Annotated in this window: 13 protein-coding genes; 10 read left to right on the forward strand and 3 right to left on the reverse strand. The window is 60.2% G+C overall.

Annotated elements, in window-relative coordinates:
• Window positions 1-258: 258 nt before the first annotated feature.
• From ABY454_RS07110 to ABY454_RS07150, 9 genes are all read left to right on the forward strand, one after another.
• Window positions 259-1,695 (forward strand): ATP-binding protein, encoded by a 1,437-nt coding sequence (locus ABY454_RS07110; RefSeq protein ID WP_372929484.1) that lies wholly within the window; start codon window positions 259-261, stop codon window positions 1,693-1,695.
• On the forward strand, window positions 1,692-2,342 hold the full coding sequence (locus tag ABY454_RS07115; RefSeq protein WP_372929485.1) for a response regulator: 651 nt from the start codon (window positions 1,692-1,694) through the stop codon (window positions 2,340-2,342). Before ABY454_RS07110 ends, ABY454_RS07115 begins: the two co-directional genes overlap by 4 nt.
• 187 nt (window positions 2,343-2,529) lie before the next feature.
• Window positions 2,530-2,949, forward strand: a complete 420-nt coding sequence (locus ABY454_RS07120; RefSeq protein WP_372929486.1) for a PQQ-binding-like beta-propeller repeat protein — start codon at window positions 2,530-2,532, stop codon at window positions 2,947-2,949.
• 667 nt (window positions 2,950-3,616) lie between these two features.
• A complete protein-coding gene (locus tag ABY454_RS07125) occupies window positions 3,617-5,536 on the forward strand; it encodes a PQQ-dependent dehydrogenase, methanol/ethanol family (RefSeq protein WP_372929487.1) in 1,920 nt (639 codons plus the stop codon).
• A gap of 163 nt (window positions 5,537-5,699) precedes the next feature.
• On the forward strand, window positions 5,700-7,538 hold the full coding sequence (locus ABY454_RS07130; RefSeq protein ID WP_372929488.1) for a quinoprotein dehydrogenase-associated putative ABC transporter substrate-binding protein: 1,839 nt from the start codon (window positions 5,700-5,702) through the stop codon (window positions 7,536-7,538).
• Window positions 7,538-8,365 carry a hypothetical protein gene (locus tag ABY454_RS07135; RefSeq protein ID WP_372929489.1) on the forward strand — a complete coding sequence of 276 codons (828 nt, stop codon included), beginning with the start codon at window positions 7,538-7,540 and terminating at the stop codon, window positions 8,363-8,365. The genes ABY454_RS07130 and ABY454_RS07135 overlap by 1 nt, the downstream gene beginning before the upstream one ends.
• A gap of 458 nt (window positions 8,366-8,823) precedes the next feature.
• The gene (locus ABY454_RS07140; RefSeq protein WP_372929490.1) at window positions 8,824-9,342 is read left to right on the forward strand and encodes a cytochrome c; all 519 of its coding nucleotides are present in this window, start codon (window positions 8,824-8,826) and stop codon (window positions 9,340-9,342) included.
• A 299-nt stretch (window positions 9,343-9,641) separates the two neighbouring features.
• Entirely contained in the window at window positions 9,642-10,940 is a 1,299-nt protein-coding gene (locus ABY454_RS07145) for an ABC transporter substrate-binding protein (RefSeq protein ID WP_372929491.1), read from the forward strand.
• 17 nt (window positions 10,941-10,957) lie between these two features.
• A complete protein-coding gene (locus ABY454_RS07150) occupies window positions 10,958-11,968 on the forward strand; it encodes a PQQ-dependent catabolism-associated beta-propeller protein (RefSeq protein ID WP_372929492.1) in 1,011 nt (336 codons plus the stop codon).
• Between the two features lie 20 nt (window positions 11,969-11,988).
• Here ABY454_RS07150 and modB read toward each other — a convergent pair whose 3' ends face one another.
• The 3 genes from modB to ABY454_RS07165 all read right to left on the reverse strand — a co-directional run bounded on the left by modB (window position 11,989) and on the right by ABY454_RS07165 (window position 14,191).
• Entirely contained in the window at window positions 11,989-12,684 is a 696-nt protein-coding gene (modB, locus tag ABY454_RS07155) for a molybdate ABC transporter permease subunit (RefSeq protein ID WP_372929493.1), read from the reverse strand.
• Between the two features lie 91 nt (window positions 12,685-12,775).
• Window positions 12,776-13,654 carry a LysR family transcriptional regulator gene (locus ABY454_RS07160; RefSeq protein WP_372929494.1) on the reverse strand — a complete coding sequence of 293 codons (879 nt, stop codon included), beginning with the start codon at window positions 13,652-13,654 and terminating at the stop codon, window positions 12,776-12,778.
• 84 nt (window positions 13,655-13,738) lie between these two features.
• A complete protein-coding gene (locus tag ABY454_RS07165; RefSeq protein WP_372929495.1) occupies window positions 13,739-14,191 on the reverse strand; it encodes a cytochrome c in 453 nt (150 codons plus the stop codon).
• A gap of 214 nt (window positions 14,192-14,405) precedes the next feature.
• Between ABY454_RS07165 and ABY454_RS07170 the strand changes: the two genes are divergently transcribed.
• The gene (locus ABY454_RS07170) at window positions 14,406-14,594 is read left to right on the forward strand and encodes a DUF6494 family protein (RefSeq protein ID WP_372929496.1); all 189 of its coding nucleotides are present in this window, start codon (window positions 14,406-14,408) and stop codon (window positions 14,592-14,594) included.

Raw genomic sequence — 14,594 nt, forward strand, 5'->3', positions numbered from 1 at the left:
TTCCCGCCAAGACGCTATCAAAGGGTGCGTCCCAATAGTAGCCGGGAACTTCTTGCAACGATATTTCCACGCTTGCCATTGCTATTTCGCCACTTCCAGCATGGACTGCATTTTTTGGCGACTCCCGCTGCCAAAGCTTGCAATAAGTGAAGCCAAGGCGGGAGCTGCTGGGCGGGCCGCATTAAGCCAATTGGGTACGGCCCTTGCATCGTGCTTGCGCCGGTGGTGTGAGCACCTCGTAGTGGAGACTTTCGAAGCGTGCTGCAGAAGCTTTGGTATGACCGCCCGGTCCGAACGCAACTGCTCATTGCGGTGGGAGCGATAAATCTCCTTGCCGCCCTGGTTGCCGGTGCCGTGTCGATCTTCAACACCAGGACTGCAACGCAAGTGGAGATGGAAGCGTCGCTTGAGGTGGCGCAGCGGTTCGTTGGCGCGACCCTGAAGGACTTGGCCGCGCAGAACAAGCTGGATCAGCTCGATCAGGAATTGCCCCTTCAACTCAAGCATCTACGCCACGTACGCATCATGTTTATGGACGAGACGGGAAACCTCACCATTGTGTCACCGCGCACCCATGCCGACTCGACCGCCACGCGCTACGTTCCGGCGTGGTATGCGGCCCTCGTGCGCCCCCAGGTCGCCGAGCGCTCCGTCCGCGTCATGGCCGGGGATGGAAATCCCATTGTCATCTTGGGCGAACCCGGGGACGAAATCGCCGAAGCCTGGCAGGACTTTTCATCGCTCGCCATTGTCTGGTTAGCCCTCAACGCTGTGGTCCTGGCCGTTCTCTATGTCGTGCTTGGACGCGTCCTCAATCCGCTCGCCAGCTTGTCCAAGGGCATGCTGCAGCTTGAGGATGGTCACTACGCCACGCGGCTGAAGCCGTCGAAGGTGAAAGAGCTCGCTGTCATCACCAATCGTTTCAATACGCTGGCGGGCGCGCTCGATACCGCGCGTGAGGAGAATAGCCGGCTCTACCGCCAGCTCATCACCGTGCAGGAAGAAGAGCGGCGCGAGATTGCCAACGAGCTCCACGACGAGGCGGGGCCCTGCCTGTTCGGCATTGCCGCGAATGCCTCATCGATCCAAACGATTGCCGACCGGTTGCCCCCGGAACGCACCGTCGAGATATCCCGGCGGGTCGGAGAGATCTTGTCGATCGCCGAGCGGCTCAAGGCCATGAACCGCGCGCTGATTAAGAAGCTGCGGCCCGGCCCGCTTGGCCGCGTGAAATTCGCCGAGCTCATCGCCGAGCTCACTGCGGGTCTGCAGGGGCGTCACCCCGATACCCAGATCCGCACGCAGCTGGGCAAGCTCGCCAAGTCCTACGGTGAGCCTGTCGACCTCACCGTCTATCGCTGCATTCAAGAGGCCATCACCAACGCGATCCGGCATGGTCAGGCGCAGAATATCGCCGTCCACCTTGGTGAGGAGAAGGGCGTCGTGAATGGAGGCGGTCGCGCGCCCGTCGAACTTCACTTGACCATTGCCGATGACGGGAAGGGGATCGCCCCGTCGACGCCAAAAGGTTTCGGCCTCACGACGATGACAGAGCGCGTGCGCTCGCTCGGGGGCATTTGTGAAGTCGAAAGTGCACCGTCCGAGGGGACGACCATACGGGTGGAAATTCCCGTGCAGAAACAACGCAAGAAGCGCGCAACACGAGCGCCAGAATTGGTTGGGGAACTGTCATGAGCCGTGTTCTCGTCATCGACGATCATCCTATTGTCCTGCAAGGCTGCCGCCAGCTGCTTGAGGACGTGGGCGTGGAGCATATTCAGCAGGCACAAAGCCTCGCCGATGGATTCCGCATTTACCGCACGCAGAAGCCAGACGTGATCATTGTCGACTTGGCTATGCGGACTGGCGCGCTCGGCGGTCTCTCATTCATTCGGCGCTTGCGCTTGCATGATCAGCAGACGCCGATCCTCGTGTTCACCATGCACTCCGACCCGGTCATCGTGTCTCGCGCGCTCGAAGTTGGCGCCACAGGCTATGTGCTGAAGGACACGCCGCCTGAAGAGGTGCAGAAGGCTTTCCAAAGAGTTCGCGACAATCGCCCTTACCTCAGTCACGACCTCGCGTCAGAGGTTGCGTTCATGGAGGCGCGGGGGACGACCAATCCGCTGCGCCGCATGACGGTGCGCGAGTTGCAGACATTGGCGTTGGTGGCCGAAGGCAAACCCTACGGCGTCATCGCTGAGCATCTGCATGTCAGCTATAAGACCGTGGCAAACACGTGCACGCAATTGAAGGCAAAGCTCGGTGTTCGCACACTCCCTGAGCTCATGCGCATTGCCATCCAGCATCTCCCTTCTGCCGACGGCAAGGCCCAGAGCTAGCACCACGCGCAAGCGGCACACCTGCTGTCGCGCGCCATCGATCTGGCAAAAGATGGGGAGCGCGTTGGCAATGATTGGACTGCCACTTTCCCAACCAGTTTGGCAGAAAAGCAAAGCCTGCTCCCGCGCTAGGTTCGGGGCCTCGGGCGCCGCGTTGTGGCATTGGAAAGCTCGCAACGAGCATGGCATGCGTCGGCTACGTTTGGCCTTCCATGTTCACATCCCCGCCCGAGTTCTGAGCGGTAAGACCGTTTGGGAACTCCCTGATCCGAATCCGAACTGGGGTGGGACGATGGTCACCGACGGTGGCCTGATGTTCTACGGCTCGCTGGGCGGCGACTTCCGCGCGGTCGACCGGAATTCTAGTAAGATCCTGTGCAGCCGCAAACTTGGTTCCGGCATCATCGGCAACCCGATCACCTACAAGGTGGGCGGCAAGCAGTGCATCACGACGTACTCTGGTGTCGGAGGCTGGACCGGTCTTCTGGTCACCGCTGGTCTGGACCTTAGCCGTAAGCTTGGCGCGATCGGTGCCACTGCCATGACCAAGGCCGCTGGCCGGCAGCACATTCCGCAAGGTGGTGAGCTGAACCTCTTCCGCATCTAAGAGTAGTAGGGGCGGGACTTTTCTAGACTACAGGCGCCCGATGCCCTCGCGGTATCGGGCGCCCTTCCATATTAGGCCCCTGTCCCTGCTTGGCGGGCGCGGTTGGCACACGTCATGCTTAAACTGGCGTGTTCTTGTTTTCGTCTCAGGTGGGCGAGTTAACAAGCGAGATCAACGGATCAGTGCGCTGCACACAAACGGCGTCGAATTCCTTAATGATGTTTCGAGGACGACCGTTGTTTTTTGCACTGCAATAAGAAGGGAATAGATTTGGCACATTTCGTTGCCGGGGGCACTTTTTCACTTGCAATGGCATTACATTTGGCAATTATGAGCGGGCAGCTTGGCAATGTGTGGGATGCACGTTTCCAAAAACGTAAGTGGAACGACCGTGTCGCACTCTAAGTTAGGCTGAAATTCCTCGTGAGGTGTCACCGCGTGATGTGTTCATCGGAGTACCCGCCGCCAGGAGCGGGCGCGAGGCGAATTTATTTGCCTCGCCGTTTTCGGGCAGCTTCCAATTTCCACACTCAAAGTGACAGCTTGAAAACTTGCGCGGGCCTGGTTCGCTCTGAAGCGTTCGCTCGGGGTTAACGTGGTCCAAGCAAAATTGAGAATGCTCAGCTTTCGTTTCGGTGAACTGAGTAGCTAGGGAGAGGAGAACGATATGAAGATGAAGTATGGTGTTCTGACTGGCACCGTCGTCGCAATGACGATGGGTCTTGCTGGTCAGGCGTCGGCAATGAACACCGACGAAGAGCAGCTGAAACGTATGGCCGATCCCGACCAGTGGCCTGCCCCTGGTCGTGACTTTGCCATGACGCGTCACAGCACGCTCGCTGACATCAATACCAAGAACGTGAACAAGCTGCAGATGACTTGGCTGCAGGGCACCAATGCCCTTCGCGGTCATGAAGGTCAGCCGCTTGTGATCAAGGACGTTGGTGGCAAGACCATGCTGTTCATGGTTTCTGGTTGCCCGTCCATGGCCAACTGTAACGTTGTTCAGGCTCTGGACCTTTCCGATCCTGACAATCCGAAGCAGGTTTGGTCGTATGTGAAGAAGACCGACCGTGACGAGTCGGCTGTGCCGCGCGCTTGCTGCGACACCGTCAACCGTGGCGGCTCCTATGCCGCTGGCAAGTTCGTGTATGGTACTCTCGACGGTTTCGTGATTGCCCTCGATGGCCAGACCGGTAAGGAAGCCTGGGTCGTCAAGTACGCCTATCCCGAGAAGGGCGAGACCATCACGCCGGCTCCGTTGATCGCCGACAACAAGGTGTTCATGGGCTTTGGTGGCGATGAGTTCGCAGCTCGTGGTCGCGTTGCCGCCTTCAATCTGTCGGACGGCTCCGAGGCTTGGGTGTGCCACAGCACGGGTTCCGATAAGGACGTGTGCCTGACGAAAGAGACCAACAAAGCCAATCCGCAGTTCGGTACCGCGGGTTATGATCTTGGTATCAAGACCTTCCCCGGTGACGACTATAAGATTGGCGGCGGTGCTGCTTGGGGTTGGTTTACTTATGATCCCGAGCTGAAGCTGGTCTACTACTCGACCGGTAACCCCGGTCTGTGGAGCCCGCAGTATCGTTGTCCCGACAAGACTCACGATGAGTGCAACGCTGTCAGCGAAGAGCTCGGCGGCGGCGGCACTGGCAAGTGGGACAACAAGTGGTCGATGACCATTTTCGCTCGCAAGATCGAAAACGGCGAGGCTGTCTTCGCTTATCAGATGACTCCGTTTGATCAGTGGGACTATGACGGCATCAACGAAAACATTCTTACCGACATGGACATCGACGGTAAGAAGGTTAAGGCTCTCACTCACTTTGACCGTAATGGCTTTGCCTACGTGTTGGATCGCACCGACGGTACCCTTCTGCGCGCCACGAAGTACGTGACGACGGACTGGGCCGAGAAGGTCGACTTCAAGACAGGCCGTCCGGTTAAGGTGCGCGAGCATTCGCCGCTCGAAGTTGGTCGGAACGTCTCTGCCTGCCCGTCTGCGATGGGTGGTAAGGACCAGCAGCCTGGTGCTGTTGATCCGAAGGAGCCGAACATCTTCTACATGCCCACCAACAACTGGTGCATGGAGCTGGAGCCTCAGGAGCGCACGCACACGAACCAGGGCACCGTTTATGTGTTCGCGAACGTGTACATGTATCCTGAAGTCCCCGGCACCACCGGCAAGATCAAGAAGTACGACGTCCTGACCGGTAAGACCGTTTGGGAGATCCCGGATCCGTATCCGAACTGGGGTGGTACGATGGTCACCGACGGTGGTCTGATGTTCTACGGCTCGCTTGGTGGCGACTTCCGCGCGGTCGACCGGAATTCCGGTAAGGTCCTGTGGAGCCGCAAGCTTGGTTCCGGCATCATCGGCAACCCGATCACCTATAAGACGGGTGGCAAGCAGTATGTCGGCGTTTACTCCGGTATTGGCGGCTGGATCGGTCTTCCGGTCACCGCTGGTCTGGACCTGAGCGACAAGTTCGGCGCCATCGGTGCCACGGCCATGACCAAGGCCGCTGGCCTGCAGCACATCCCGCAAGGCGGTGAGCTGAACGTCTTCCGCATTTACGAGTAATCGTAGATAGCAGAAACGTGTAGATTAACGGCGCCCGATGCCCTTGCGGCATCGGGCGCCTTTTTCTTATATAACGCTAGAAGATTAGGTACCCACGGCGGGTTAGTCCGGTGGGATCTCGGTCCTAGCGTTCTGGCCCGTCTTGCAAATAAGGCGAGCCCCCGTGTCATTCCCCCGTTTGTCCCTGACTGCGGCCCTAGCGGTCGGCATTCTTGGTTTCAGCATTGCCGCCGCACCCGCGGCCGATAAGAAGTCCATTCAGCGCGACCTCAATAAGACCTATGAGGAGCTGACCCCCAGCGAACACATCGCCCTCCGTGCGGCGGCCAAGGCGGCCTACGAAGGCAAGAAGCTCAAAGTCCTTAATATCTGCGCCGATCCCGGCAACATGCCGCTGTCCAGCATCGAGCGAGAAGGGTTCCAGAACAAGCTGGCCGAACTGCTCGCCGATGCCACCGGCGCCACGATCAAGTATCACTGGCAGCCCTTCATCGAGCGGGGGTTCACGCGCTCAACCCACGACGATCGCCTGTGCGACGTGATGTTCGATATTCCGGCTGGCTACGAAGGGCTTCTGACGACCGAACCTGTCTACAAGACGCCCTATGTTCTCGTGTATCGCAACGACAAGGGTCTTGAGCTTAAAAACCTAGACGATCCGAAGCTCAAGGATCTCTCGATCGGCGTCTTCCAGACCTCCGGTGTGCGCCTGGCGCTTGCCAAGCGCGGCATCGTCGACAAGGTCAAGCTGCAGCTTCAGACTCATGACGGCGATCTCGTCCCGGAGAACCAACCCTGGTATGTCATTCAACGCATGCTGGACGGCGAGTTCGACGTTGCCTCGGTTTTCGGCCCGTTCGCGGGTTGGGTGAAGACGATGAAAGACGAGCCGGTCACGATCCTGCCGATCAATCTCGATGACGACACGGTGCCGATGGAATTCGAACTCGGCCTTGGCGTACGTCAGACGGACGTCTTTCTGAAGTATCTGCTCGACTGGGCGCTCGAGGATAAGGCCGAAGAGGTCGAAGCGATCTTACGGGAATACGGGGTGCCTCTGGTGCAATGCAGTCGCTGCGTCGTGCAGGGCGATCTGCCGGCGCATGGCAGCTACATCAAGATGGCCGAACAGAAGTTCGAGGAACGTCGCGATCTTGCATCGCCGGACCAAATCGTCACCAAGGAAAAGGTCAAGGCATGGCTCGCCGAAGGAGCCGATCCGCAGCAAGAGTTGAGCAATGCGCTCATTGGCAACGACCCGGAGCGCATCACGTTCCTGGTTGGCGAAGGCGGTGCCGACATCAACAAGCCTGACCTCAACGGTTGGACGCCGTTGACCAGCGCCGCCCGGCAGCGTCACGACAAGACGATCGATTTGCTGATCGAGCTTGGCGCCGATCCCAACTCCCACGACCGCAATGGGTTTACGCCGTTGGCCGCGGCCTTGATGCGTGACCACGTGCCTTCGATCAAGGCTCTAATCAAGCACGGCGCGGAGTTGGAGGAGCCCGGCCAACAAGGTTTCCGGCCTCTCACGCTGGCGCTTGCGGAGCAGAAATACGAGGCTGCGAAGGCACTTATGGATGGAGGGGCCGATGTCAGCAAGCCCTCCGGCGGCGATGGGTTGACTCCGCTGATGATCGTGGCGGCGCAGACCGGCCCGGCCGAGGGATCTATCTTCCTGCCTGGCAGCATGCGCCCGACCGACATCGCCAAGGCCTTGATCGAGGCCGGCGCCGACGTCGATGCTCAAGCGAACAACGGCATGACGGCGTTGATGATCGCCGCGCTGAACAACAGCGCCCCGATGATCGGGCTCTTGATGGATGCCGGTGCTGATCCGTCGCTGAAGAACGCACAAGGCAAGACCGCTGAAGGGGTCGCCGATCTGAACGACCACCAGGAAGCGTCCCAGGCCATTCGTGTGCTCTCCCTCACGCAAACCTCGGATTCCCCGCAAGCCTCGGAGAGCAGTGAGTCCAGAGAGACAGAAAAGCAGTGATGATAAAGCGCGTAGGACAGATTTTTGGGGCCGCGGCGATTGCCGTCGCCTTCTCTTTTCCCGGCTTTGTTAGGGCCGCGGACTATCCCGACTTCGACGACGCCTCGGTGACCAAGAGAACCGAAGAGGTGATCAAGGAGCGTTCCAAGGACGGTGCGTTCGTCTTCCGTGACCCCAAACTCAATAAGGATCTCAACCTGGTCTACGAGAAAGTCAAGGTTGTACGCGGCATGAAGGGCTATGGCTGGTTCGCCAACGCCATCTTCCACGACAAGGACAAGCCCAAGAAGCAATATGCCATCGACTTCTGGTTCAAGCCGCAACGCGACGGCGACAACCTCGATTTGATCGACATCCGGGTGCAGAAGGGCCCGAAACGTGACGGCGACGGCTACTACATGGTCACGCGGCTGCCGGTGGCGTGGTGGTGGTTGCCGGTGCAGGAGCATCCGGGCGACATGGAGGTCGTTCGGGCCTGGCACGTGATGAGCGCCATTCACAATTACATCGCCGAGAACAAGAACGAGGACGGCGCGCTCGAGCTGACCGACGAGAAGACCGGCGAGAAGATCCCGCTGGAATTCGTCGAGATGCATCAGCCGATCCGCTACCTAAAGAAGGATGGCAGGTACTTCGCCTGTAGCGACTTTCGGAAAGTGGGTACCGAGAACGAATATTACGACATCGATTTTTGGGTCGATGAGAAGACCGGTAGGCTGAAGGTCGACGATGTGAAGATCCACAAAGTCCCGGTCCAGGAAGATGGAATTTGGGCGCAAGAGGACCGCTATACCTTCGAGGGCATGGATTTCGAGAAGACCCTATGACCTTGGCTGCTGGGGCTCCGCGCAGGAAGGCAAAATGACGCATCACACCCCCTCCGTCGCCCTTGCGCTGGCCGGCAATTTGACTATGACAGGGCGGTTATCGGCTTTTCGCCCAAGAGAGCGCCTCCTATTGTCCCAAATCGGGGGCAAAGCTCTAAAATGCCTGGGTTCACGGAGGATGACGCCATCGCGGCCGTGAGGGAGAGCGCCAGGGGCCGTCTCAAGGACGGCACGAATGGGCTGGCAGACCCCACGCCGGGGTCCAGGACCGGCGACGGTGGCTTATGCCTGGCTCGCCGTGCATGCGTTAATGTTCTTTCCGCACCGAGACATGACAGCGACGGCTCCACGCGGCACTATGTGCCGGGGCGTCATATGCTCGTCCCAGCCGAGGCATTCGCGGGGATTGACCAATCGATAGGCTACCAAAAACGGCAACTAGGGTAAGGAAACACACCGTGCGCAAAATTATCACTGGAGTAATGGGAGTTGTCCTGCTGGGCGCTATCAGCGTGTTCGCCTTCAATGCCAAGGCTGAGGACTGCTGCCCGAAGGACGACAAGACCCCGCCGCTGGAACTCATCGAGAAGACGCCGATCGGCGGGCTGCACAATCCGTACAACGACGATGTCGATGCATGGGCCGAGAAGGGGCACAAAAAATATCTGTCTTATAGCTGCAACGGCTGCCATGGCGGCGGCGGGGGCGGCGGCATGTGTCCTCCGGTCACCAACGACGCTTGGGTCTATGGCGCCGATGACGACACAGTCTTCAGGCTGATCGCACTCGGCACTGACGAACTCAAGAAGCAAGGCTACAAGCGCGTCCGCAAGGAAGTGGTCGTCGGACCGATGCCGCCCTTCGGTGGGATCATCAAGACCTCCGACGAGCTGTGGCAAGTCATCTCCTTCATGCGCACGAAGAACCCCAGCTCCATGAAGAAGGTGGACAAGCCGGCGCAGACGCCTGGCCAATAGCCGGCGCAGCGTTAGGGTTAGCTTTTGAGACCGTCGGGCCCAGGCCCGGCGGTTTTTTCGTTCCTGAAACATTGGTAATGTTTTTTGCCACGGCCTAGTCGGCCCGGTGCGAAGTCCATATATTTCCCTGATCGAAACTCGGATGTGCCGGCGGAACGGCCGCCAATGCCGCCAATATTGTGCGGTGCGCATTGCCAAGCGGTGCCATGTCTGAGACAGAAGGGCAGCTCCGGCGCGCACAGTCCGAACGGCCACAAGGGCCGGAGACATCGCTGGAAACATCGAAAGGCAGATAAGCGTTGCGTTCGATTGGTCTTGGCTTCCCCCCTGTCTTAGCGCTTGGAGCGCTCCTGGCCCTATCGTTGGCCGTCACGGCGATTGGCATCGGCGCCGTCTCGGCCGAGACGAATGCTCCGCCGGCCGCCGAAGCGCCCGCGAAGGCTGACGCCGATGGCGGCGCCGCGCCCGCCGGCGACAAGAAGACGATGCGCCTCTACTATCTCGGCAAGAAATATGACGAGCCCCTGCCGCTCTCCTACGCCGAGGAGCTCATCACGGACAAAGGCATCCAAGGGGCCCGCCTGATGCTGAAGGAGGCAAACCAGGCCGGGAACTTCATCGGCTACGCCTTCGAGATGGACGAGGGCATCGTGCCGAAGGAGGGCGACGTCGTCGCCAAGGCTAAGGAGGCGCTGGCCGCCGGCAACCGCTTCATCATTGCCAACCTGGAGCCCGACGATCTCTTGGCCGTGGCGGACCTGCCGGAGGCCAAGGACGCGGTCATCATGAACATCCGCTCCAGCGCCACCAGGCTGCGCCAGGAAGAGTGCCGCGCCAACGTCTTCCATGTCGTTCCCGACTTTGCCATGCGTGCCGATGCGCTCGGCCAGTACCTGATCTGGAAGAAGTGGCCGAAATGGTACGTGCTGCGCCGGGATACGCCGGAGGACAAGGATTACGCCGCCATGATCAAGCGCACCGCCGCGCGTTATGGCGGCAAGGTCGTTGAGGATCAGGTCTATCGGCTGCCGCCCGGCGCGCGGAACCTGGACTCAGGGCACCAGCAGGTTCAGCAGCAGATTCCGCTGGAGACCGAGAGTGCGCCCGACCATGACGTGGTCTGGGTCGTCAACAGCGACGACGACTTCGGCGACTATTTGATGTACCGGACCTCCCGGCCGCGCCCAGTGGTCGGCACGCAAGGCCTCCAGGCCACGGCCTGGGACAAGTCCTACACTGAGTCCGGCGCCATGCATTTCCAGAACGCCATTCCGCGGCTCGCAAACCGCAAGCCCGTGGAGCGCGACTACACCGCGTGGCTCGCCTTCCGCGCGCTCTCCGATTCCGCCATGAAATCCGGCGAGACCAGCCCCGAGGCGGTGAAGAAATACATGCTGTCCGACGACTTCAAGCTTGAGGCCTTCAAGGGTCAAGCTCTCAGCTTCCGCGATTGGGATCACCAAATGCGTCAGCCGGTTGTCCTTGGCGGCGGCACGCGGGTACCTGTTTCCACCTCACCGCAGGAAGGCTTCCTGCATCAGACCAACCTCACTGACACGCTCGGCTTTGATAAGCCCGAGACGAAGTGCAAGTTCTAACGATTTCCGGCAAAGGGATGTCTATGATCCGCACCTGTCTTGCAGCCGCTACCGCGACCGCGCTTCTTCTCGCCGCCGTTCCGGCTTCCGCCGCGACGATCTTCGTCTCCAACGAGAAGGACAACACGGTCACGGTGATCGATAGCGACACCTTGGAGACCATCAAGACCGTCCAGACGGCCCGGCGCCCCCGTGGCATCGTGCTGAGCCCGGACTTTAAGGAACTCTTTGTGGCGGCGGGCGACGGCGACATCATCGACGTCATCGACACCAAGACGCTGGAGGTCGTCCGGACATTGGAGTCGGGACCGGATCCCGAACTCATGGCCGTCGATTCCAAGGGCGACGTGATTTACATCGCCAACGAGGACGACAGTCTCGTCACGGTCATGGACATCAAGAGCGGCGACGTGTTGGGCGAGGTGCCGGTGGGTGTGGAGCCGGAAGGCATGATCGTGAGCCCTGACGACCGCTACACAGCTGCCACGTCCGAGAGCACCAGCATGGCGCATATCATCGACAACAAGTCGATCAAGCTCGTGGGCAATATTCTCGTCGACAGCCGGCCGCGCGAAGCCAAATTCACCAAAAACGGCAAGGAGCTTTGGGTGTCCTCCGAGATCGGCGGCACGATTTCCGTCATCGATACCAGCGATTGGGACAATCCCAACAATTGGAAGCCGGTGGAAAAGATCGGCTTCGAAGTTGCCGGCCTGCGGCCCGAGCAGCTTCAGCCCGTGGGCATGGACTTCAACGAGGACGATTCGAAGCTCTTCGTGCCCTTGGGTCCCGCCAATCGGGTTGCGGTGATCGACACTAAGACGAAAGAGGTGCTCAACTACATCTTGGTCGGTCAGCGGCCGTGGCATGGCGAGTTTAGCCCCGACTACAAGAAGTACTATGTTGCCAACGGCCTCACCAATGACCTTACGGTGATCGACGTCGATACGTTGAAAGCCGAGAAGTCGGTGCCCGTGGGGCGGCTGCCCTGGGGCGTCGCCATCATGCCGGGCAAGGCGGGCGAATAGAGTTTCCCGAAGGCGGCGGTCTATCTGGCGCGGACGCGCCGCCCGATGAACTGGGCGAGCGCCTCCGCCGCCAGGATTGCGCCAAGCGAGATCGCCACTGAGACCAGCGTGAGTCGCAATGCGCCAACGTCGCCGCCTGGTACTTGCGTAAACGTGTAGATCAGGCTCGGTAGCGTCTGCGTTTCTCCAGGGATGTTCGACACGAAGGTGATCGTCGCGCCGAACTCGCCCATGGAGCGGGCGAAGGCGAGAATGGCGCCGGCGATGATCCCGGGCGCAATCAAAGGCAGCGTCACCGTGAGGAACACATAGGCGCGGTTCGCGCCGAGCGTGCTCGCAGCTTGTTCGAGCCGCGGATCGACCGCCTCAACGGATAGTTGGATCGCCCGCACCAGAAGCGGAAACCCCATAATGGCGCAAGCCAGCGCGGCGCCCGTCCAGCGGAAGGCGAGAACGATCCCGAACGTCTCGTCGAGCCAAGACCCGATCGGGCCCTGCCGTCCGAACAGAAGCAGCAGCACATAGCCCGTCACCACCGGCGGCAACACCAGCGGCAAGAGTACAAGCGCATTGACAAGTGGGCGTCCCCAGAAGCGTCCGCGGCCGATCAGCATGGCCACGGCGATCCCGAACGGCAGGCTCACCAGCGTGGCCACGGCGGCCACGCGTAAAGACAGCGTGATGGCGGTCAGTTCCTCGGGCGTCAGGTCAAGCACGGAACAGTATTACCACCTGCCGCGATGAGGCTTAAGACGCAGGCGCCACAAGCGGCGAGGATAGGGGGCCTACGTGCCCTGAAACCGCGACCTAGAAGAGCTGCTTGGCTTCGCTGACGAGGGCATTAATCAAAGGTGTCAGTGGGTTGCGCTGGGGCACCACGAGCCCGATCGAGTGGGTGACTTCCGGATTCACGATGGGAATAGCCCGGACCTTCTCCGTGAGGCCCAAGACCTCGGCGAGCTTTGCGGGCATGACGCTGGCCCACTTGCCGGTCCGCACGTGAGCGAACAACACGACGATCGAATCTGATTCGAGTGTCGGGGCCACGTCGGCCCCCTCGTGGCGGAGCAATTGCTCAATGATCCGGCGATTCTGCATATCGGGCGTGAGCAGGCAGAGCGGCACCTTGCCCACCTCGGCCCAAGTCACGGTCTCCCGGTCGCCGAGCGGGCTGTCGGAGGAGGCCAGCAGGCGGTACTCCTCGCTATAGAGCGGTACGGTCTGGACGCGGCCCAAAGGCTCATTGTCCAGATATGTCACGCCCGCATCGATCTCGAGGTTTTCCAGCATGCCGAGAACCTCGATCGAGTTCCGCGACAGGATGGTGAAGCTCACATCCGGGTGCTGCGCCCGGTAGGGCGTGGTGATCAGGCCCACGATCGGCAGGGCCGTGGGGATCGCGGCGATGCGGATATGACCGGTCAGGCCATGCTTCAGCGCCTCGACCTCCTGGCGCATGGCGCGGGTATCGCTCACGATGCGCCGCGCCCAGTCCAGCACCCGCTCCCCCTCGGGCGTAAAGCCGCGGAAGCGCGAGCCGCGCTCGACCAGGAGCACGCCAAGCGTGTCCTCCAGCTGCTTGATGCCGGCGGAAAAGGTCGGCTGGCTGACGCCACAGTCTTCCGCCGCGTGGCCGAAATGCCGCTCGCGCGCCAGAGCGATGATGAATTCGAGCTTGTCGATCATACCGTGCCGGGTGTCTCTCCGCGGGGACTATAGGGAATGTGGCCCCGGCGTGCAGCCTCAACAACGCGCGAAAAGCTGTGTTCCCTAGTCGTCCTCTTCCCGGAACGTCTTATGGCAGGTTTTGCAGGCGTCGATCACGCCCTTGAACTTCGCCTTCCAGTCCGGTGTGCTCGCCTCCAGTGCCGCGACAAGGTCGTTTGCGGCGACGCCAAGCGCCTCTGCGTCCTTCGTGAACTTGTCCCACTGGGTCCAGACCTCCGGTTTGGCCTCGCTGGGACGTCCGCCGGTGCCTTCAGGGAAGAGCTCGGGGATCTTCTTGGCGGTCACCTCGATCTCGTGCGCGGCCTTCGCCGCAGCCGTGGCGTCGAACGGGACCTTTCCCTTGGCCATCGCGCCGATGACCTTCATGGCCTCCTTCTGTGTGTCCATCAGGTCCATGCGCTCTTTGACAACGCCGGTGGCGCCTTCATGCGCAAGAGCCAGCGGCGCGAAAGGCAGAAGGAATAGAACTATCAGTTGTGATAGCCTGAAGGTCATTTGGTCACTCACCCAGCTAATCCTATTGGAGGCCGACACTCGGCTATGCGCCCTGAGATGCTTGTATCATAGTAGCCGGACTGTGCTGGGCTCCTTCCTGGGAGCCACCATGCCCATACCCATACCGATGCCCAGTCGAGAGCCCGTCCAGGTCATGGAGATGGTGAAACGGATCGGGTAATTTAGAATGAAGACTCTCAGGAGGATTGCAGAGATGGACCAATTTAACATTTCGATGCGCAAGTTTCTTAAAGAGGTAGGGGTCACGTCCCAACAAGCGATAGAGGATGCTGTGCGGGAGCATAACCTTGCCGGAAAGGGGAAGCTCAAAGTGAAGATGCTTCTCACAAGCGAGACCGCAGACCTCAACCATGTGGTCGAAGGCGAGATCGAGTTACCCTAG

The organism is Methyloceanibacter sp., from assembly GCF_041573655.1.
Lineage (GTDB): Bacteria > Pseudomonadota > Alphaproteobacteria > Rhizobiales > Methyloligellaceae > Methyloceanibacter.